General features: G+C 62.9%; 12 protein-coding genes and 1 pseudogene. 10 read left to right on the forward strand and 3 right to left on the reverse strand.

What is annotated here, in order from left to right:
• Window positions 1-58 precede the first annotated feature (58 nt).
• The 6 genes and pseudogenes from folE to JSV08_09685 all read left to right on the forward strand — a co-directional run bounded on the left by folE (window position 59) and on the right by JSV08_09685 (window position 13,689).
• Window positions 59-628 (forward strand): GTP cyclohydrolase I FolE, encoded by a 570-nt coding sequence (folE, locus tag JSV08_09660; GenBank protein UCF80751.1) that lies wholly within the window; start codon window positions 59-61, stop codon window positions 626-628.
• Window positions 629-1,021: 393 nt separating this feature from the next.
• Window positions 1,022-2,257, forward strand: a pseudogene (locus JSV08_09665) (hypothetical protein).
• Window positions 2,258-6,559: 4,302 nt separating this feature from the next.
• A complete protein-coding gene (locus tag JSV08_09670) occupies window positions 6,560-8,377 on the forward strand; it encodes a Rieske (2Fe-2S) protein (GenBank protein ID UCF80752.1) in 1,818 nt (605 codons plus the stop codon).
• Window positions 8,378-8,411: 34 nt separating this feature from the next.
• A complete protein-coding gene (locus JSV08_09675) occupies window positions 8,412-9,095 on the forward strand; it encodes a hypothetical protein (GenBank protein ID UCF80753.1) in 684 nt (227 codons plus the stop codon).
• Window positions 9,096-9,117: 22 nt separating this feature from the next.
• A complete protein-coding gene (locus JSV08_09680) occupies window positions 9,118-12,135 on the forward strand; it encodes a hypothetical protein (protein UCF80754.1) in 3,018 nt (1,005 codons plus the stop codon).
• 210 nt (window positions 12,136-12,345) lie between these two features.
• A complete protein-coding gene (locus JSV08_09685; protein UCF80755.1) occupies window positions 12,346-13,689 on the forward strand; it encodes a hypothetical protein in 1,344 nt (447 codons plus the stop codon).
• Between the two features lie 141 nt (window positions 13,690-13,830).
• Here JSV08_09685 and JSV08_09690 read toward each other — a convergent pair whose 3' ends face one another.
• The 3 genes from JSV08_09690 to JSV08_09700 all read right to left on the reverse strand — a co-directional run bounded on the left by JSV08_09690 (window position 13,831) and on the right by JSV08_09700 (window position 17,640).
• Complete coding sequence (locus JSV08_09690) at window positions 13,831-15,762, reverse strand: M23 family metallopeptidase (protein UCF80756.1); 1,932 nt, start codon at window positions 15,760-15,762, stop codon at window positions 13,831-13,833.
• Between the two features lie 109 nt (window positions 15,763-15,871).
• Window positions 15,872-16,435 carry a 30S ribosomal protein S21 gene (locus JSV08_09695; protein ID UCF80757.1) on the reverse strand — a complete coding sequence of 188 codons (564 nt, stop codon included), beginning with the start codon at window positions 16,433-16,435 and terminating at the stop codon, window positions 15,872-15,874.
• A gap of 296 nt (window positions 16,436-16,731) precedes the next feature.
• Complete coding sequence (locus JSV08_09700) at window positions 16,732-17,640, reverse strand: M23 family metallopeptidase (protein ID UCF80758.1); 909 nt, start codon at window positions 17,638-17,640, stop codon at window positions 16,732-16,734.
• A 249-nt stretch (window positions 17,641-17,889) separates the two neighbouring features.
• On the opposite strand from JSV08_09700, the gene pal reads away from it, so the two are divergent.
• The 4 genes from pal (at window position 17,890) to fabF (ending at window position 20,832) form a co-directional block, all read left to right on the forward strand.
• On the forward strand, window positions 17,890-18,429 hold the full coding sequence (gene pal / locus JSV08_09705) for a peptidoglycan-associated lipoprotein Pal (GenBank protein ID UCF80759.1): 540 nt from the start codon (window positions 17,890-17,892) through the stop codon (window positions 18,427-18,429).
• Window positions 18,430-18,468: 39 nt separating this feature from the next.
• A complete protein-coding gene (gene fabG, locus JSV08_09710; protein UCF81882.1) occupies window positions 18,469-19,209 on the forward strand; it encodes a 3-oxoacyl-[acyl-carrier-protein] reductase in 741 nt (246 codons plus the stop codon).
• A 138-nt stretch (window positions 19,210-19,347) separates the two neighbouring features.
• Complete coding sequence (locus JSV08_09715; GenBank protein UCF80760.1) at window positions 19,348-19,587, forward strand: acyl carrier protein; 240 nt, start codon at window positions 19,348-19,350, stop codon at window positions 19,585-19,587.
• 6 nt (window positions 19,588-19,593) lie between these two features.
• Complete coding sequence (fabF, locus tag JSV08_09720) at window positions 19,594-20,832, forward strand: beta-ketoacyl-ACP synthase II (GenBank protein UCF80761.1); 1,239 nt, start codon at window positions 19,594-19,596, stop codon at window positions 20,830-20,832.
• Window positions 20,833-20,868 lie beyond the last annotated feature (36 nt).

Genomic DNA, 20,868 nt, shown 5'->3' on the forward strand with positions numbered 1-20,868 from the left:
TCATCCCCGCCGCCGAAAACATCGCCCCCCGCCGCGCCGGGTGACGAGCCTTTTTGCCATGCCGGACGCCCTTCAGGAAATTATTCGAAACCTTCTTAAGGAGCTCGGCGAAGACCCCGACCGTGAGGGACTTCGGCACTCCCCCGAGCGCATCGCCGACGCGCTTCGCACCTATACGCAGGGCTACAAGGTGGACATCGAGAAAATCCTCAACGGCGCCCTCTACGAAGTGGAATACAACGAGATGGTCCTGGTGCGCGACATCGCCTTTTTCAGCATCTGCGAGCACCACATGGCCCCCTTTTTCGGCAAGTGCCACGTCGCTTACATCCCCCGCCACAAGGTCATCGGGCTGTCGAAAATTCCCCGTATCGTCGACGCCTTCGCGCGCCGCCTCCAGGTGCAGGAGCGGCTGACCGTCCAGATTGCCGACTGCATAAACGAGGCCCTGAACCCCCAGGGCGTGGGCGTCCTCATGGAGGCGCTGCACCTCTGCATGGCGATGCGCGGCGTGGAAAAGCAGAACGCCATTACCGTGACGAACGCCATGCGCGGGCTGTTCCTCACGCGGCCCGAGACCCGCGCCGAATTCCTGGAACTCGCGCACGGAAAGTACGAGGGGATTTAAGAAGCAGTTGGCCGTTAGCCTTTGGCCGTTGGCGACTCGCCTTCGCGTAGTTCGTTATGCAAATGCGCAAACGCTGCAGAGGCTTCGGCGGAGCGGGGGCGGAATTCAATTTTTCTAATTTCCAGTCGCTAACTGCTAACTGCCAGCCGCCAACGGCTGGCTACTGGTCTCTGGCCGCAAATTCCCGCAAATTCGCTTGATTTTTCGATTAGAAAGCTTTATATATATTATTGGAAAAGGAGACAAAACGATGCCTTACAGGGAGGGCTTCGAAAGGCGGTATGAGTGCTCCGGGAGCGGGAGGGGGAGGTGCGTCCGGGGCGCCGCCGGGGAGGTGAGGAGGTGAAAGGGCGCAAGGGGACGGCTCGCACCGGGGGGCTTAATTTCCGATTCTTGCTCCTCGCTGCTTGCTTCTTACTCCTCTTCTGCCTTCCAAACGCCGCCTTCGCGCAGACCTGGGCAAAGACCTACGGCGGTACCTTAGACGAAAGTGCCTACTCCATCCAGCAGACCTCGGACGGCGGCTACGTCGTGGCGGGGCACACCATGTCCTTCGAGGCAGACTACTTCGAGGATTTCTGGATTTTGAAGCTGGACGCCCCGGGCAACGTCGTGTGGCAGAAAAGATACGGCGGCGCTGACGATGACACTGTGTCCTCCGTTCAGCAGACGGCGGACGGCGGCTACGTCGTGGCGGGATGTACGAAGTCCTTCGGCGCGGGAAGTCAGTATGCTTGGGTACTGAAGCTGGACGCCAACGGGGATCTTGGTCCGCCGGGAACGTGGCAGAAGATGTACGGCACTGGTGCTGACATTGCCAGATCCATCCAGCAGACGGCGGACGGGGGCTACGTCGTGGCGGGAAGGACGGTCTCCGTCGGTGGCGGTTCTGATTTCTGGGTTCTGAAACTGGATGCCGATGGGAATGTTGGCCCGGCATATCCTGGAACATGGCAGAAGACCTACGGCGGTGTTTACGTTGATAGTGCCACCTCCATCCAGCAGACGGCGGACGGGGGCTACGTCGTGGCGGGATATACGTATTCCTTCGGCGCGGGCACCCCAACGCATCCTAATCTATGGGTTCTAAAGTTAGACGCCAATGGGGACCTTGGCACGCCGGGAACATGGCAGAAGACCTACGGCGGCGACGGCGGTTCTAATGATTCCGCCAGCTCCATCCAGCAGACGGCGGACGGGGGCTACGTCGTGGCGGGAAGTACGTCCTCCTTTGGCGCGGGCTCGAATGATTTCTGGGTGCTGAAGCTGGATGCCAACGGGGACCTTGGTCCGCTGGGAACATGGCAGAAGACCTACGGCGGCACCTCTAGTGATTCCGCCGGCTCCATCCAGCAGACCGCGGACGGCGGCTACGTCGTGGCGGGACATACAGGATCCTTTGGTGCGGGCAGTGGAGATTTCTGGGTTTTGAAGCTGGACGCCGATGGGAATGTTGGCCCGTTATTTCCTGGAACATGGCAGAAGACCTACGGTGGCGCTGATTATGAGTCGGCCCGCTCTATTCAGCAGACGACGGACAGCGGCTTCGTCGTGGCGGGATATAAGGAATCCTACGAGGCGGTCTTCCTCGTGGATTTCTGGGTTTTGAAGATGGATGCCAACGGAGACATTGATCCCGCTTGCACGTTCATCTCGGATACGGACGTGGCGGGCGTCGACAGCTTGGCAACCGTGGAAAACACGACGGCGATTGTAGAAGATACCACGGTTACACCCGCGGATACGACCGCATCGTACGCGGATACGGCGGCGAATGTTTGCGATCCCTGCACGTCTCCAGCCGCGGCGCCGACAGTGACTCCCAATCCGGCCGCGTGCGGCACGGCGCACACCTTCGCCTTGAACGCCACGGGCGGCACGCCGCCCTATGTCGCGGAGTGGGATTTCGACGGCGATTCCAACGTCGATTCGGTCACGGTGGGCGATTCGACGAGTTACACATATCCCGCACCGGGAGACTATTCGCCCAAGGTGCGTGTAGGCACCGGATGCCTGGCGGGAGCGGCCTGGATACCGTTAGGCTCCGTAACCGTTCAGTGTCCCGGACTTAACTACATCGGCCATACGTTCGCCGATTGCGGGAACGCGGACGGCTTCATAGATCCAGGCGAGACAATCAACCTCGACGCCACGGCGCAGAACACGGGCAATGCGGGCGCTTTCAGCGTAAGCGGAGAGCTTTCCACGTCGACGCCGGGGGTCACGGTGTTCGTGAACAACGCCTCGTTCCCCGACGTTTCCATGGGAGGCTCTGGAACGTCGCTCACGCCGTTCCAATTCATCATGGACGCCGGCGTGCCCTGCGGGACGCTCGTGGACTTCACGCTCGACCTGACCTACCAGGACACTTGGGGGAATCCCTTCTCCAGCGCCGCAGCGTCGTTTCAGGTGCAGGTCGGCCGGTATCTGGCGCCGCTTTTTTCGGAAGACTTCGAAGCGTGCACCGTTCCCCCGCCCGGGTGGACGGAGATTGAAAACGGCGATACGACGCTGGGATGGGAGCCCGACGGCCCGAGCTGCCCGTTAGGGTGTTGGCCGAAATATGTCCTACCGACCAACTACGCCGTTAACAACAGCTTTGACCCCTGCCAGAATTGGCAGTTGACCACCGACACCGAGCTCATCACGCCGCCCATCGACGCCTCGGCCGCAACCAACGTGACGCTCATCTTCGACCACCATTTCCGAGGCGCTGCAGGCGGGGGGGGCGTCGGCGCGGAGACGGCCGCGGTGAAGGCGCGGAGCATCAACACGGGCGGCGCATGGTCTACCCTGGTTCAGTGGGACGAGACGCAGACCAACAAGGGGACGATCGTGCTCGACGCGACGGCGGAGTGCGCGGGGGCCGCGGACTGCCAGTTTGAGTGGCGCTACGGGAAAGCCCAGGACGATTTGTTCTGGGCCGTGGACAACGTGGCGGTGCAGGAGTTGGTCTGCAGCCCGGCGGCGTGCGGCGGCTGCTCGGCGGGCTCGGACATTCTGCCGGACGCGCCGGCGATTTGCGCGGGCGCGTGCGCGGCGCTCGATGCGAATCCGTCGGGAGGGACGCCGCCCTACAGCTACTCGTGGAGCACCGGGGAGACGGCGAGGGTCATCACGGTAGACCCTGCGGTCACGACGGCGTATTCGGTGACGGTGACCGATTCCAAGGGCTGCACGGCCCTGTCGAGCGAGACGGTGACGGTGGAGGGCTGCCCCACTTGGGCGCGGACGTACGGGCACCCTCACTATGACGTTTCCTACGCCGTCCAGCAGATGTCGGACGGCGGCTACGTCGTGGCGGGAACCATGTATTCCTTCGCCTGGGACGGTTTTGATACGTGGGTATTGAAGCTGGATGCTTTGGGGAACGTCCAGTGGGAGAAGATGTACTACCCTGGTCCAAGTTGGCCGACGACTGAACGTTACTCCATCCAGCAGACTACGGACGGCGGCTGTGTCATAGCGTGGGGCCAATCCAGCCTTTTTCTTATTTTGAAGCTGGACGCTTCGGGGGAGACGCAATGGTATAAGGACTATCCCGGCCTCTCGTCGTTTGGGGGGGGTCATTCCGACCGAGCCATTCAACAGACCACGGACGGCGGCTACATCATAGCGGGAGGGGTGAACGCAGGTGGCCACGCCTTGGTTGCGAAGCTGGATGCCTGGGGGGAGATTCAGTGGTATAAAACCTACAGCGACCTTAACATTTTGGTTGGCGGAGGGGACATCTACGCCATTCAACAAACCACGGACGGCGGCTACGTCGCGGCGGGAGACTACTGTGGCGGAGCGGTCTGCGGTCTCCTAGTTTTTAAGCTGGACGCCTCGGGAAGCGTCGTGTGGGAGAAGGTCTACACCGGCGGCGGTGATACAGCCTACTCCATTGAGCAGACCACGGACGGCGGCTATATCGTGGGGGGAACCGGTTCATGGATTCTGAAGCTGGACGCGTTGGGCAAAATCGAGTGGGAGAAGATGTACGGTGGTGGTATCGCCCGTTCCGTCCAGCAGACGTCGGACGGCAACTTCATCGCGACGGGAGACAATATGCCGGTTTTGAAGCTGGACGCCTACGGCAATATCGAGTGGCAGAAGAGCTATGGAGACACCCCCCACTCCATCCGGCAGACCATGGACGGCGGTTTCGCCATGGCGGGATATACTCAAGCTTTCGGCGCAGGCTTGGCGGATTTCTGGATTTTGAGACTGGACGCAAACGGAAACATCGATCCTTCCTGCACGTTCATTTCGGATACATCGGCCAAGGCTACGGATACCTCGGCAAATGTTCACTCCTCTGGTTTAGCGGAAGACCCCTTTTTCACGTTAACGGTTGCGAACAACTCCGCCGTGGGCATCGTCGCGCCTTCGGTGGTCACGGAGCCGTGCGCGGGGAGCAGCGGCTGCCCGCCGCTTTCGTGCTCGGCATCGGTGGACGCGGCGGCGGTGTGCCTCGGCGCGGCGCAGACCTTCGTCGGAAATCTCCCCGGCTGCAGCGTCGCTCCTCTCGTCTTCGAGTGGGACTTCGACTACGACGGCGTCACCTTTACCGCGATGGATTCGGGCACGACCGTGGGCTACACCTACCCGGCGGCCGGCTCCTACACGGCGGCGTTTCGGGTGACCGACTCCTGCACCGCTCCCGGGCCGCAGACGTGCCTTTCCACGATTCCCATCACAGTCGCAGTGCCAGACGTGGCCTACGACGCGACGACTGCGCTCGTGCAGGCGTGCGGCGACGGCGACCTGCTCGCCGAGCCGGGCGAGGAATGGCAGGCGACGGTGCGGCTCGTTAACAACGCCGGGTGCACCGTGAACAACGTCGAGGCGGATTTGACGGTCAACCCGGGCTCTGCGGTGGCGGCCGCGGTGTGCAACAACCCGGGCGCCTACGGCAGCATCCCCCCGCTCGGCACGGCGCAGTACACGTATTCCTTCGTCGTGGATTCGCTGGCGGTCTGCGTGAACGATGTCCTGTTCGACGTGACGGGCATCGTCTCGGACGAGGGGGCGTATCCTGACGAGACTGCGGCGTTCGGCGTCACCGTGGGCCAGGTGACCGTGACCGCGGTGCAGGCGACGGACCCGCTGGCGGCAAAGAACGCAACGGCAAGCTCGCTCTTTGCGCCCGCGTTACCCTTCGCGCTCCCCGTGGCCTTGGCCGAGCTTTCTTACACGCTGACCCATGAGGGCGGGGCCGCGGACGTGCTGGATTGCGCGAAGGTGGAGCTTCTCGACCCAGTGGGGGGGCCGACCCTGATAAAAGACTTCGGCGTGGCGGACCCGCCCAAGCCCGTTGACGTAACCGGTTCCTACATCGGAATAGGCACCTACGAGCTTCAGCTGACGGAAGCGGGCAAAGGGTGCGGAAGCGGCAGTGCGACCATCTCGTCGGGGACGCTGAGTATAACCAGCGGCGCGGAATGCGACGTGAGCGGGTGCACGTGTCCGGCGAGTGCGGATCCCGCCGCCGTCCCCGACGGGGGCGCCGTGCCGGGGACGCCGCTCATGGTGGCGGACGCGGGGGGCGGAGCCGTCACTTTGACGTGGGACGCCGCATGCAACGCCACGGACTACGCCGTCATGGTAGGCGATTTGAGCACGCTCGGCTCGGGCTACAACCACGCGCCCTCGGTCTGCACCGACGCGGGCGGCGACCTGACGGAGACGATCGCGCCCGCGGGGGCGACGCTCTATTTTCTCGTCGTGCCCCATAACGGCACCTCGGAAGGCTCCTACGGAACGGACAGCGCCGCCGTTGAGAGGCCGCCCGCCGCCGGGGCGTGCCACGCGCAGAGCATCGGAAGCTGTATCTAAGGTAGCCTCCGGTCGCCAGGGGTTAGCAAAAGGAATTCTTGCTAATCTCTAACCCCTGATCCCCGGCCCGGCGTTGCCATCCCCTCCCGGCTCAAGTATCCTAAACGCACCATGAGCCAGTCGAAGAGCTGCCGCCCGGCGGCGTCCGCTCCTTCCCCCTCGCCTTGGGTGCGCGCGGCCTCCCTCGACGCGCTTCGCGCCGAGGGGCGCGCGGCCGTTCAGGCAGGCGGGAGGGACATCGCGCTGTTTCTTGTCGAAGGCCGCGCTTACGCCTGCCAGAACGCCTGCCCGCACCAGGGCCATCCCCTCGTGCAGGGCGAGGTCGCTGCGCGGGAGAACGACCGCGGCGAGAAGGGCTGCGTCCTCACGTGCGTGTGGCACAACTGGAAATTCTCCCTTCCCGAAGGCCGGTGCGTCATGGGCGGCGAGGACGTGCGCGCGTACCCGGCGCGTGTCGAGGGCGACGGCGTTTTCCTCGACCTCGGGGAGCCCGACCCGCGCGAGAATCTCCGGCAAAACTTGCGCAAGGCGCTCCGCAAGAACAAGGGCGGGCGCATGGCGCGCGCCGCGGTGCAGCTCCTCAAGCTCGGCGCCAGTCCCCGCGACGTGGTCCGCGAGGCCGCCCGCCACGGCTGCACGTGCGGCGAGGAGGGCTGGAGCGTGGAGCTCTGCGCCGCCGTGGACTGCGCGCACGCCCTCGCGCTCTACGGGGACGAGGAGAAAATTTTTCCGCTCATGCAGGCGCTCTCGCTTGCGGCGGAGCCGAACGTCCGCCGCGAGCCGCGCGAGATTCCCGAGCCCGCCGACCTGTCGGCGTACGCCTCGAAGGAAAAGGTATTGGAAAATTTCCGACGCCTCGTCGAGGAGGAAGAGGCCGAGGCCGCCGAGGCGCTCCTACGCGCCGCCACCTCAGGAAGCGCTCCGGCGCTTGAGGGCGACGAGCTAGCGCGCGCCCTGATCGTCGCGGCGAGCGACCACTTTCTCGACGACGGCGATTCCCTTCTCTACGTTCTGAAAGCTTCCGAATTGCTCGATATGCTGGGCCGGCGGGAGGCCGGTTGGATTCTACCCCCGCTCGTTCCGGCCCTCGTCCGCGCGACGCGCAAAGACAAACTCCCTCCCATGAAAGCGACGTCGGAATTCCTGGAAAAAATTTCCTCCGGCGAGTGGAACAGACTTCTAGAGCGGCGAGGCGAGGCCGCGAAGGAGGATTTCAACGAGGTGGCGTTTCGAAAGACTCTTCTGGGCGGCGACCCCTGCGCGTCGAACGAAGCCCTTCTCCGCGCGCTCCGCGGCGGTGCCTCCGTCGAGCGCATCGCCTCCTCGATGGCGCTCGCCGCGGCGGAGCGGATGCTCTCGTTCGACCTTTCCATCGAGCTCGACCCAGCCCAAGGAAAGGAGTGGGACGACGTGACGCAGGCGCTCATCGTGGCGAACGCCGTCCGGGAGCTCTGGCTGCGTCATCCCGAGCCGGAGCTTGCGCGCGCTCTCTTGTACGAAGCGCACCTCATTGGCGCCCTGGGATCCCTCGCGGCGCCCGACGGCGAGGGCCCCGCCAGGGCCGCCGGGGGCGAGACAGAAGAGACGCTCCTCGGCGGCATCAAGGACGCCTGCCTGCACCGATTTCCGGAAAAAGCCGTGCTTCTGGTGCGGCGGTATTTTTTCGAAAACCACGGCGTCGACGCGCTCGAGAAATTTTTCGTCCGCCACGCCCTTGACGACCCCGCGACGAAGGCCTCCGTCGTCGCAAACATAATCGAGACGACGCGGGCGGCTACCCGGCAGGCCCATGCGCTCGGAAAGAGTCCCGACCGCCGCCTTCTCTACGAGGCCCTCGCGCGCTTTCTGGCGTCGCCCCGGCGCGAACGCGGCACGGTGCTATGCGCATGGAAAGGACTCCGGTTCGCAGCCAAGGTCTCTCCTTCATGACCCACTGTACGCCGCAGAAAGCTGGATCAGTCCCGTGAAGCTGTTTTTCCTCGTTGTCGCAACCCTTCCCTGGCTGGCATGCGGATATCACACGTACCTCGTGCCCATTCCCGCCAAGGTGCACCAGGGCGAGCCCCTTCCCGTGCGCCTCGCCGTCCAAGTCACCGACTCCTCTAAGGGGCATCCGATGTTCTTTTCGGTCTTCTCGGGCCGAAGCGCGGAATCCATCACCGAATACATGATCGAGTATTTCAAACGCACGCGCCTCTTCAGCGAGGTGGACGACGCCTTTCCCGCCGAGGTGGAGCTTTACGTGGACGTGGCGGAGCTTCGCCCTAAAACCAAGGAAACGCCGCTTCTCTCGCGCGAGAACACAATCGAGATCTACCTCCTCGCTTCTTACGAATCGTCCAGCCGCTTCTTTCCGGCCCTTTCCGTCTCTGGCGAGGCAGCCGGCTTCGGGCGCGTCGCCACGCAGGAGCCCCTTTCCGTCGGCCACTACCAGCAGGCGATGAGCGAGGCCCTTCAAAAAATGGCCCACTCCCTGTATCGTGAGCTTGAGCCGCAGTTCGTGGCCCTGTCGGCGGACATGCGGAGCCGGGCGGCCGAGCGCGATGCCCCTGCCCTTCTTGTGCAGGAACCGGACGACGCGGAAGAAAAAGAAGGGTGGGAGGAGGTTGAGCCCGTTCGCGTCATCAAGTCGAAGCCCGAGCCGTAACGCACCGGCAAGAGAACCCCCTGTGGCAAAACACCTTCAAGAACCGCACTCCGTAAGCCTGAAATCCCGCAAGAACAAGAAGCGGGGGGAAGCGCCCGTTCGCGTCTTTCGCTCCTTGTTCCTTCTGCCTTTCGCCGTTCTGCTCTCGGCGCCGGCGGCATGGGCGAAGGAAGGGCCGCTTCCGGGAATGGCCGCGGGCTTTGACGGCACCGTGGAGGCGTTCCATCCTCCCGCCATTGAGGCCAAAGCGACGTTCTATTTCCGCCTTCACGTGCCTTACGAAGCGTTCGACCCCGAGGCCCTGGCGCGCTCGCTTCGCGCGCTGCGGGGGCGCGGCCTGGAGCCCGTCGTTGTTTTTGCGCGAAGCGACTGCCTCGCCCCGGAAGACGCGGAAACCCTGGAAGCGTGGGAGCTTTTCCTGCGCGACGCGGCCGACGCGGCCGCCAAGCGGGATGTGCGCCTTTTCGAGGTGGGCGTCGGCGGAGGGAATCCTCACGAGAGAATGGCCTGCGCCTACCTCTACAAGCGCTCCGTGGTCGTGCTTCGCTCGGTCGTCCCGGGAGCCGGCATCGTTCTTAACGTGTCCCGCCGCGCCGCAAGCGAGGCCGAATGGCTCGAAGAACTCTATACCTACGGGATGGCGGCCTACGTGGACGGCGTCGCGACCGAGGATGCACAGGGCGTGGCGACGCTCCGCTCCGCGCTTGACCGCCTTGATCCCAAGGCCCACATTTGGCTCGTCGGCCAAGGGGCGGGAGAGGGAGAGGAAGCGCTTAAAATTTGGCTCCGTGCGGTCAAGGACGGAGCCTCCTTGGTCACGTTCGCCGACGGGGCGGGCGAAGAAGCGCCGGAGTCCCTCACGCGCGCCGCGTCGCTTCTGAGCGAGGATTACGTTGCCATCTCGCCCGCTTTCGACCGCCACCGCGTGGAAAGCACCGAACCGGGCGCAAGGCCCGTTCACGTCGCGTTCTACAACGCCGAGGACAATTCCTATCTCGTGGCTTTCTTTCCGGAAAACCCGGCACACGGCGAGGCCGACGCGAGCGTCCATGCCGTCTTCCCGCACCTCGAAGACGTAAAGCGCATGGACATCGTGCGGGACGAGGAGGAATTCCTGCGCTTCGTCATCAGCCTCCCGAAGGAGAACGAGGCGGAAATTCTGACGCGCTTCCGCCCCTACCCGCTTTTTTTGAGCTACCGCTTCAAGCGCACGCCAGGCCTCGGCGACCTCCGCGAGGAAATCGAAGTAACCCGCAGGGCCGAGATGCCGGTTGAAGAGATTATCGCGCGGCACCAGGTTTTCGACCGGCGCGAGCGCGCCAAGCTCAGGCACTATTCGGCTTCTGGGCGAATCGACATGCACTTCCGCATCGCCGAGTTTCGCTCCTCAATCGACATTACGACCGAAAACCAATTCTATTTTTCCGAGGACACGGGCATGGAATGGGAGCAGCGGGAGGTGTACGTGAACGGCGTTCGCTGGCGCTCGCCGCGCCTCCCGGAGGTGCCGCTCGTGCAGCCGGAGAAGGTGGTCAACGTGCCGCTCGACCTTTCCTTCGACAAGCGCTACGAGTACAGGCTACTCGGGCGCGGCGCGGCGGAGGGGCGCGAATGCTACCGCATCGCGTTCCACCCCATCGACAAAACGCTCTCGCTTTACGAGGGCACGGTCTGGATTGACACAGAAACCTTCGCCAAGATGAAAACCTCGGCGGCGCAGACGAACCTCGAAAAACCCATCACCTCGAACACCGAAACGAACGTCTTCGGCTCCGTCGTCGCGCCCGACGGCCTCGACTACTGGCTGCTCCGGCGCATTGAGGGGCAGATGGTCTTTACGACCGCGGGCCGGAGCACGGTGCTCGAGCGGAAAGTGGTCTTTTCGGACTTTCGAGTGAACGCGCCGGATTTCGAGGAAAAACGCCGCGCCTCCCACGAGTCCGACCACCAGATGCTCCAGGACACCGAAAAAGGCTTTCGCTACCTCACCAAGGACCGAGAAACGGGGGAGCGCGTCGTGAAGAAGGGGGAGACGCGCGACTCGCTCCTTCTGCTCGGCGGCGCCTATTACGACGCGAGTCTCGACTATCCGATTCCGCTTGCGGGCGTCAACTATTTCTCGTTCGATTTCCACGGCACGGGCACGCAGGTGAACCTCTTTTACGCGGGCGTGTTCGGAACGCTCAACGCCACGCGCCCCTCACTCTGGGGCACCGACCTGGAAGCAAGCCTCGACCTTTTCGCCATCGGCGTAGCGACCAGCGACCGCTTTTACGTAGACGGCGTCGAGCGGAGGGCCGAGCGCCTCAAGTCCCGCTCCGCGTCGGCCGAATTGGGTCTGGGCCTTCCGTTTGCCGATTATTTCAAGACCCGGGGCACCTACGAAGCGTCCTACGAGCGCTTCAAGCGCGACGAGGAGACCGACTCGGCCTTCGTGCTTCCCGAAAACACCCTGACGCACACGGGGCGCCTCGCGGCGCGCTACGACCGGAAAGGCTGGAACCTCGAAGCGTGGAGAGCGCTGAGCCGCCGCGCCAAATGGTCCGCGTGGGGCCTTCCCGGCAACCCGGGCTATGACCCGGAGCACAAGTCCTACGAAAAGTACGGCGCGTCCCTGGCGAAAACGTTCTACCTGCCCAAGTTCCATAAAATCATGTTCGCGCTCGACGGCATGGCCGGCAGCGACCTAGACCGCTTCAGCCAGTACCGCCTGACCTTCTTCGGCACGCGCGTGCGGGGCTTCAGCGGCTCGGGCATCCGCTTCGACCGCGGCGCTGTGGCGAGCCTCGGCTGGGGATTCGGTGTGGGCGAGGCCGTGGGCCTCGACGCCGGCGTGGATGTCGCCCGAACGCGGGAGTCCATGACGGGAGAGTACATGAAACACACGGGCGCAGGCCTCGGCGCCAACTTCATGGGCCCCAAGAACACCATCATAAATTTCGAGGCCGCCTACGGCATCAGCTCCGACGTGGAGCCCGCCGAGGGCGACTTCGAGGCGCGCCTGGTGATCTTGAAATTGTTTGACAGGAGGGGGAGGTGAAAGAGCAACGACGGGCGGCGCTTGAACAGCCCTGGTCCCGACATAGAAGCAAGAAAATGGTGGGGCAGGCGCCTTCGCCACCCTGTTTGTGGACGGAAAACCTTTATCCCGTAAGGCCTTACGTTTCAATCCGCTTTTCTATGTCAGGATTAGGTGGAAAGAGGTGTCGCTTGACACATTCCACGCCCCCGTGCTATCTTGACCTGTAAAATGCTAAAGATAGGGAAAAGCGTAAGGCAGTCCTTCCGGGGTGGCTCGGGCCGGGTGCTCGCCGCAACGGCGGCCGTGGTATGGCTTGCGGCCGTACCCGCCGCGGCGCAGGACGAGGAAGGTATGCTCGAGAAGTCGTTTCAATGGTCGATTGAGTTCAATATCGGCACCCGCTATTCCCAAAGCGGAATCGCGTGGGGCAACGCGCTCAACGAGCTTGTCATCCCGGAGCGCCGCGCCATGCTGGAGGAGTCGCGGAACGTAGGGGACGCCACGTATCGCCTTTCCCTGGGACGCTTCTTCGGCAAGTGGGAGTTTTCGCTTGCCGTGGAACACTACGAGGGGTCAGTGGGAAATTACGGCGCTTTGCTTGAGTTCGAAGACGGCGGCCTCTATCCCAAGTCTAGCCGTTGCAATACCTTCTGCGAACGGGGATGCGCAGGCGTCCTAGACGACCCAGCGACGCCGCTGGTTGATGAGAATCTCGAGTGCAGGAGGGACTGTATCGAGAATCTCTGCATCCCGGAGGCGAACGCCAACGAAATCTACACCGACCCCTTCGACCTGGGCGAGCTGGAGGAAATTCCCATCCTGTTTTCGCTCAAGCGTCATTTCCGACTCAAGCAAAAGCTGCGCCCTTACCTTGGCGTGAGCGTAGGCTACGCGGCAATGAAGTTTAGCGAGGGGAACGTCAATGAAACGCTCTTTGTTCTTAACCCTCTCAGGCCGTGTAGTCCGGGGGACCCTTCCAAAGGAATGTGTCCCCCCTTCTGGAATGACCCGGAGCGGGACAGTTGTTCAGGCGCAAAGCATGATTTTATTTTCGGGGATTGCTCCGTTGGTCCCGAGCACGCGCAAATGCTTAACGAGGCTAATGCAGCTATAAATACCCAGTACCCCGGAATTTGGTGCAACACAGATCGATGCATCATCCCGCCTCCCACCGTCAAAACGAGCGTCGAGGACGGCCTTCAATACGCTACGTTCATGGGAGTCAATCTCCATCTGACGCCGCGGTGGGCTCTCAACGTGAACACGCGCTATCTCTGGTCCCAAGAGAAAATCCGAGTCTCCTTGTCGCATCCCCTTGAGGGTTTTCGCGACGAATCCGGAAGCGAGGAATACGACGGGCTATGCTTGGATCACAGCGTCGCCGACCCCATCCAAAAAACGAGGGTTACGAATTGTTTATTCTATCAGGAGGGGGACACGATGTGGCTGTCAGCCAACAGATTTAGCCCCGCCGGGTACCTCCCGGAATACTGGCAATTTAAGGGAGGGGAAATTTCTCCGGAGCGCTGGGAGATTTTCATGGGGATGCGCGTCCTGCTCGGGCGCCAGTAAGCGGCCTCTGCTTCCTAGTGCCGCTCCAATGAACCGCATGGCGGGCCTCCGCCGCGAGCGCCGTTTGCCCTTTCCTGTTTTCCAAGCATCGCTCGCGCCGCTTGGCGTCCGCTTCACTAGGCAATTCAAGCTGAAACGGCACTAGCGCACCGTAAAGCGAAACTCCCGCGTGGCGGCGTTCCCGGCGCGGTCGGCCGCCTCGATGCGCAGCGTATGCTCGCCGCGGGAAGGCCGTATTTCCTCGTACGCCAGGTTCAAAAAAACCTTGAAGCGGTCCGGGTCGTAATCGCCCCGACGGGCGACGCCGTCTAGAACAAAACGCACGCTCTCGTAGTCGACGCCGCTTCCCCGGTCACAGGCGCGGGCATGCCATTCCACGGCGGAAGCAGGGACGCTCTGCCCCGGCCTGGGATGTCGCGGCTCGATCACGGGAGGCACCCGGTCCTCCATCAGGGCGTAGCGCGCTCCATAGGGAATCGAAACGCTCGTTTCCCGCCCCTCACACTCGCCCTCAAGATAGATCCATCGCTCCTCACGAAAGGCTTTTCGATACCACCCGATTCGCCGCGATTCCCGGCACACGGAAGGCAGTAGGCCCGTCAGGCGGGGCGCGTGCCGAAACGGCATACCTTCGGGAAGAACGTCGAGCGCCGCGAAAGGCGCCAGCTCTTCTGCGGGAGGGATGTCCTCGACGACGCGCGCCCATACCGCGCCGGGCTCCCATGCAGCGTCTGCGGGGACGAGCAGCTGAAACCGGGGCGGCGCGGCAAGGGTCACAGGCTCGCGCCCCGCCCAAGCGAACAAGAGCGGCGCTTCAAAGACGGAGCGGCCGCGACGGCGCACCTGCACCATGCCTCCGGCTGCGTCGTTTCCAAGAGGAAGCGTGGCGAAGGCGCGCTCCCCGGCCCGGAAAAAAGCTGCCTCCGCAAGCACGTGCCCGCCTTGATGCAGCGACGCAGTAAGGGGAAGGGAGGAATCGGCCTCGAGCGCCAGGAATCGGGCGGAAGGGTGGAGCGTAACTTGTCCCGCGGAGCGAGGATCCTCGACTTGTCGGGACTCGTGCAGGCGAGTTGGGAGCGGCGATTCTTCGGAAAAAGAGGCGCTTTTGCCGCCGGCCCCCTCCCCGGCCGGGGAAGGCCGAACGCCACGCAGGATGACGCTGCGCACCGAGGCGTTTCCCGAAAAATCCTCCGCCCGGAGCCGCAGAACAAATTCGCCCTCTTCGCGCAGCACGAGCCTTTGAAACCCCTCCGAATCGGGGGGCACGGCTCCAAGGCGGTACCCGTAGACCGCCGGTTGGGGAAAGCAGAACGCCAAATGGTGAAGCAAGCCTCCGGCCGAGGGGTCATCGTAGGAAAACGAACTGACTTTCGCTTCAGAAAAGGGGCGGTCGTTGAGCTTCGCCCCCCACGTGTAAAGACCACACCGGGCCCCCCGGGCGCACGGGTCGTACGCCAACAGCACGAGCTCCCACTCTCCCCATAGGCTCATCGCGGGAACCTGCCTGCGGCGGAAGTCCACCCGATGCGGAAGCGGAAGCCCCTTGATGCGCGCGTCCGCGCTCCGGGGCAGGAACATGAGCCCTTCGACGCGAGGCGGTGCCGAGTCGGAGGGGAGAGGCAGCCTGGCCGCGAAGGGATGAACGAGAGTTTCCATGCCCCGCCGGAATTCCACGTGCAGATGTGGCGGCCCCGCCCCGCTTTCTCCCGAATAGCCGATGGTCTGGCCACGCTCAACCGCGAGGGACGGCTCCGGATAGATGTCCCCGGGATACGGCGTGTCGCGCGCCCGCTGATATGTTCGAACGAGCGTTTCGAGGCCAAGCGTATCTTCCTCGAACCGCTCCAAATGGGCATAGACGCTAACGAGTCCGTTTGGATGCTCCACATAGAGCGCACGGCCGTAGCCGCGCCGCTCCACCTTGAGGCGAACGATGCGGCCTCGCTCGACGGCGCGGACTTCCAAGCCGGTGCGGCCGAACGTGCTCAGGTCGATGCCCGCATGGAGGCGAAGGCCACGGTATTCTCCGAAGGTCGCGGTCAAGGCCCTGGATTTGGGAAGGGGCCACTCCAAGGGGGCCAATTCTTGGGAAGCGGCGAAACCGAGGGTCCAAACCCCGAGCGCCACAGTCCAGCAAGCCGCCCGCCCCCTGTGCGTCGGCTGCCCGCTGCCTGACGCCTGGTTAAGCGGTTTTGGCTGTTCGGACCTGGCTATCGTTTGCCGGGGAGTCGTTGGGGGGTGACGGCTGTTGTGAGCCTTCGGGAGGAGAAAGCGGGGCCGAAACCGTCTCGGAAGGTTGTTCCGCGGTTTTCACCTGCCCCTCCGGGGCTTGGGGCGGCCCAGCCAGGGAAGGCTGCGCCGAGGCTGCTTCGGACGGCTCCTCGTAGGCGATGGAAGGAAGGTCGGGCCGGCGGTGAACGATTCTTCGCTGTGCCGTGCGAGGAAACCTGCTGAAACGCTTATGGCTTCTTTTCTGAGCTACGCTGCGCTTGATACGCTCCCGCTCGGCAGGTCGAACGAAAAACGTATGCTGCCGGTACTCGCGCAAAATGTTCTCGCGTTGAACAATGCGCTTGAACCGCTTAATCGCGGAGTCCAGCGTTTCGCCGTCTCTCAGATCTATAGTAGCCAATCGTTTCTCCTGTTCACAAATTAAAACACCTTTCCGCTCTATGTTTGGTGGTATCCATACGAGCGCCCAGAATTCTCGGCCAGCCCGGGTCAAGAAAGGAAGCCACAAGGGCATCCACCGCAACCAGCATAACACACCTTTCCGGCCAAGTCAACCGAAATAAAATCGGCAGGCGGAGGAACTGCAAATATCGCCTAACTAAAATAAGCTAAAATCTCAGAAATAGGCCTTATGAGGGCCTTTTTTCGACGGAATCGTCCTGCCAAGGAGGGTTTGACAGGCACAATTGTTTCGAATTGAAACAGAAAAAACGTGCTCTTGTCCCTCGGGGAGGGTTTGTCTGCCGTAGGAAGGCTACCCCGACGGGTTCGGAGAGCCGGCCCTCAAGGATGAGCCGCCGCTTGCGAGCTCTAAAACCGCCGCGTTTCCGCGAGGACGAAATTGCGGGCGTTGATGGGTTTTTGGTTGACCAAAATCTCGTAGTGGAGATGGGGCGCCGTGCTCCGGCCCGTGGAGCCGGCGTAGGCAATAACGTCGCCCCGCTGGACGCGCTGGCCTTGCTCTGCGACGGAGCGGTGGAGGTGGCCGTAGCGCGTCACGTAGCCGAAGCCATGGGAGAGGACGATAGAGTTGCCGTAGCCCGAGCTGTAGCCGCGGCTCGAGACGATGCCGTCGGCGGGGGCTCTTACGGGCGTGTTCGTGCGAGCGGAGATGTCCACGGCGGCGTGGAAGTCGGGCCGCCCCGTGAACGGGTCGCGCCGCCAGCCATAGCCTCCGGTAATGATGCCGTCCACGGGCCAGATGGAGGGGATAAAGTTCAGGAGGTGCTGCTTTTTCTCATAGGTTTGCTCGAGTTCCGTAAGGCTCTGCCCGAAAAGAGACTGCTGGGACTCGATTTCCACGATCTGCCTCGCCGCGGCGGGGGGCAATTCCTGGGCGGGGAAGACGCGCTCTGCGCCGCTTACACCTCCCGCGCCGCCTACGTAGCTTGCGTCGGAAAGCGTCTCGACGCCCACCATCGTGGCAAGCTTCGCGATGCGCTCCTCGATGGCCTCCTGCGCGTTGCGAAGCGCACCGATCTCCGCGACGTAGCGTGTGTTCTCATCCTCCAGCGCCTGAAACTCGACCTCCAGGTTTTCGATGCCGCCCGGCATGTGATAGGTTCGCGTGTAGTGCAGCGCGAAGTATCCAAAGAGGGCCACGGCCGCCGCACCCATCCACATGGCGGCGCGGAGCGTACGCCGCGAAAACGTCCACCGACGCGGCGCGCCACCTTCGTCCGAAAACACGATAAAGCTGTACTTCCTGTCGTTCAGCATAATGCAATGCTTTCGCCCCCCCCTAATATCCTTATATACCAAACTGCACCGAATGTCAAGTGTAAGCCCTGTAAGGAAAAAAATGGGCGGGCCTAGGCTTTTTCCAGGTCCCGATATAGGAAAACGAGGGGGGTGGGGGGCGAAGCACGTTTCTATATCGGGGTCAGGGTTCCCGGAACATCGTTGCCGCCGCGGAGAGCAATGTGGTAATATGGACAGCTTTGTGAAATCCATGAGAAAAGGAGCCCTATGAAACGACTGCTTTTCGCCATCACGCTTATGGCACTTTTTGCGGCAATTTGGGGTTGTCCCAAGAAGGCCCCCGAACCGGAACCCGTTCCCGAGCCCGTCGTCGAGGAGGCACCACCCCCCGAGCCCGAGCCTGAGCCACCGAAGCCCGCTGTGGAGCCCCCGCCGCGCCTATCGGAGGAGGAAATTGCATGGGCGCAGGAGAACCTCCTTGTTAATATTCGCTTCGAGTTCGACAAATACGGCCTTACGGAGGAGGCTCTGGCGCTCCTTGAGGCGCATGGGCGCTGGCTTCAGGAGAACCCGACGGTCGAGCTGCGCCTCGAGGGCCACTGCGACGAACGCGGCACCGTGGAGTACAACCTCGCCCTCGGCGAGCGCCGCGCCGCAAGCGCCAAGCAGTTCCTGGCCGACCTGGGGATAGCGCCGGAGCGTCTTTCGACCGTCTCCTACGGCAAGGAGCGCCCGCTCGATGCGGCGCACACGGAGGAGGCCTGGGCCAAGAACCGCCGCTGCGAGTTTCACATCGTTGCATACTGAGTGGAAGCCTGGAAGGAATAAGGGTGCCGGGGAATGGTCTTGAGCTTTGATGGAAAAGTCGCATTGGTTACCGGTGCCGCGCGGGGCATTGGCCGCGCCATCGCGCTTGCGCTCTCCGGGAAAGGCGCCGAGGTGCTCCTCGCCGACATCCTCCTCGAGCCGCTCAAGGAACTGCAGGCCGAATTGGCGCAGGCAGGCAGCATGGCACGCGTCTACACCATGGACATCACGAGCGTCGAAAGCGTCGCCAAGGCGTTTTGGAGCATCGAGAGGGACGTTAAGCGCGTGGACCTCTTGATCAACAACGCCGGTATCACGCGCGACGGTCTTCTGGTGCGGATGCGCGACGAAGACTGGCATGCGGTGCTCGACACGAACTTGAGCGGCACATACCGCGTCACGCGTGCCGTTTTGAAGGGCATGATGAAGGCACGCTACGGGCGCATCGTGAACATTGCCTCCGTCGTAGCCGAGATGGGGAACGCCGGCCAGACGAACTACGCCGCGTCAAAGGCGGGCATCATCGGCTTTACGAAAAGCCTCGCCCGCGAGGTGGCCTCGCGCGGCATCACCGTCAACGCCATCGCCCCCGGCTACATCGAGACCGCCATGACGGAGGCGCTCGACGAGAAGGCCAAGGAGCACCTCAAGGACATGATTCCCGCGGGCCGACTGGGCTCGCCGGAGGATGTGGCGAACGCGGCCCTTTTCCTGCTCTCGGAGGAATCGTCCTACATCACGGGGCAGGTTCTGCACGTTGGCGGCGGCCTCTACATGTGAGCACGGGGAAGTTTTGGAAGTCGAAAAAAATTCTAAAAAAAGCCGCGAAAAGCTTGTGTGCTGCGGCACAAAATCATGCTACAATGGCCTTCCGAATACGGAATACCTAAGCCATAAACACGAAGGGAGCTATAGACTATGTCTTCTGTAGAAGAACGCGTACGAGAAATCATCATGCAGGAACTCGACGTCGAGGCGTCGCAGGTAACACCCAAGGCGCGCTTCATTGAGGACCTGGGTGCCGATTCGCTTGATACCGTTGAGCTTATCATGGCTTTCGAGGACGATTTCGGAATTAAAATTCCCGACGAGAAAGCCGAGGGCATCTCCACGGTCAAGGACGCCATCGCGTATATCGAGAATCACAAAAAGGGATAGGGGCTCGTGGCGCGCCGCCGGGCGGTTATCACCGGGATCGGCCTCCTCACACCCCTCGGGCTCGACGCTGACACGACGTGGCGCGCCCTCGTTGAAGGCCGAAGTGGAATCGGCCCCATCACGCGGTTCGATGCTTCGCCCTATACCTCGCGCATCGCGGGGGAAATCAAAGACTTCGACCCGCTCCGCTATATGGACCGAAAGGAGGCTCGAAAGGGCGATGCGTTCATCCAATACGCGCTCGTGGCCTCCGGCAGCGCCCTGCGGGACTCGGGGCTTTCCATCACGGATCAAAACCGCGACCGCATCGGCGTCATAATCGGCTCGGGCATCGGGGGCCTTCCGATGATCGAAGACCAGCACAAAATTCTCCTCGAACGCGGCCCCGACCGCGTCTCTCCTTTCTTCATCCCGGCCATCATCGTCAACCTTGCCTCGGGGCAGGTTTCCATCAAGCACGGCCTGCGAGGGCCCAACTCCGCCGTCTGCACGGCCTGCTCGACGGGCGCACACTGCATCGGCGACGCGGCGAAGCTCATTGAGCGCGGGGAAGTCGACGCCATGTTGGCGGGAGGCGCGGAGGCCGCGGTCTCGCCGCTCTCGGTGGCGGGCTTCGCCTCGCTCCGGGCGCTCTCGCGCCGGAACGACGAGCCCGAGCGCGCGAGTCGCCCCTTCGATCGCGACCGCGACGGATTCGTCATCGCCGAGGGCGCGGGCGTGGTCGTGCTGGAAGAGCGCGAGGCGGCCAAGGCCCGCGGCGCCCGCGTCTACGCCGAGGTGGCGGGCTACGGTATGTCGGCCGACGCTTACCATCTGACAGCCCCCGACGAGGACGGAAACGGAGCCGTGCGCGCCATGGAGGCCGCCCTCCGCGACGCGCAAATCACGACCGACAAGGTGGACTACGTCAACGCCCACGGCACCTCCACGCCCCAGGGCGACACGGTCGAAGCCATGGCCATCAAGCGCGTCTTTGGAGACCACGCCAAGAAGCTGCTCGTAAGCTCGACGAAGTCCATGATGGGACATGCGCTTGGAGCCGCGGGCGGCATCGAAACGTCCGTCTGTGCCCTTGCGCTTCACCGCGGCACCGTGCCCCCGACCACGAACCTCGACCATCCCGACGAAGGCTGCGACCTGAACTACGTGCCCCATGAAAGCGTGCAGCGCGACATCCGAGTCGCGCTAAACAACTCATTCGGCTTTGGAGGCACGAACGCGTGCCTTTTGCTGAAAAAGGTTTAAAGTGACCCATGAACGATAAAAGCGCCTTTGGGTCCA

This window comes from Acidobacteriota bacterium, assembly GCA_020349885.1.
In the GTDB taxonomy this organism is placed as follows: Bacteria; Acidobacteriota.

Coding starts and splice junctions, on each gene's coding strand:
- pal (UCF80759.1), top strand. CDS start 17,890: ATGAAACGACTGCTTTTCGCCATCACGCTTATGGCACTTTTTGCGGCA.
- JSV08_09685 (UCF80755.1), top strand. CDS start 12,346: ATGCTAAAGATAGGGAAAAGCGTAAGGCAGTCCTTCCGGGGTGGCTCG.
- JSV08_09715 (UCF80760.1), top strand. CDS start 19,348: ATGTCTTCTGTAGAAGAACGCGTACGAGAAATCATCATGCAGGAACTC.
- JSV08_09695 (UCF80757.1), bottom strand. CDS start 16,435: ATGCCCTTGTGGCTTCCTTTCTTGACCCGGGCTGGCCGAGAATTCTGG.
- JSV08_09700 (UCF80758.1), bottom strand. CDS start 17,640: ATGCTGAACGACAGGAAGTACAGCTTTATCGTGTTTTCGGACGAAGGT.
- folE (UCF80751.1), top strand. CDS start 59: ATGCCGGACGCCCTTCAGGAAATTATTCGAAACCTTCTTAAGGAGCTC.
- JSV08_09670 (UCF80752.1), top strand. CDS start 6,560: ATGAGCCAGTCGAAGAGCTGCCGCCCGGCGGCGTCCGCTCCTTCCCCC.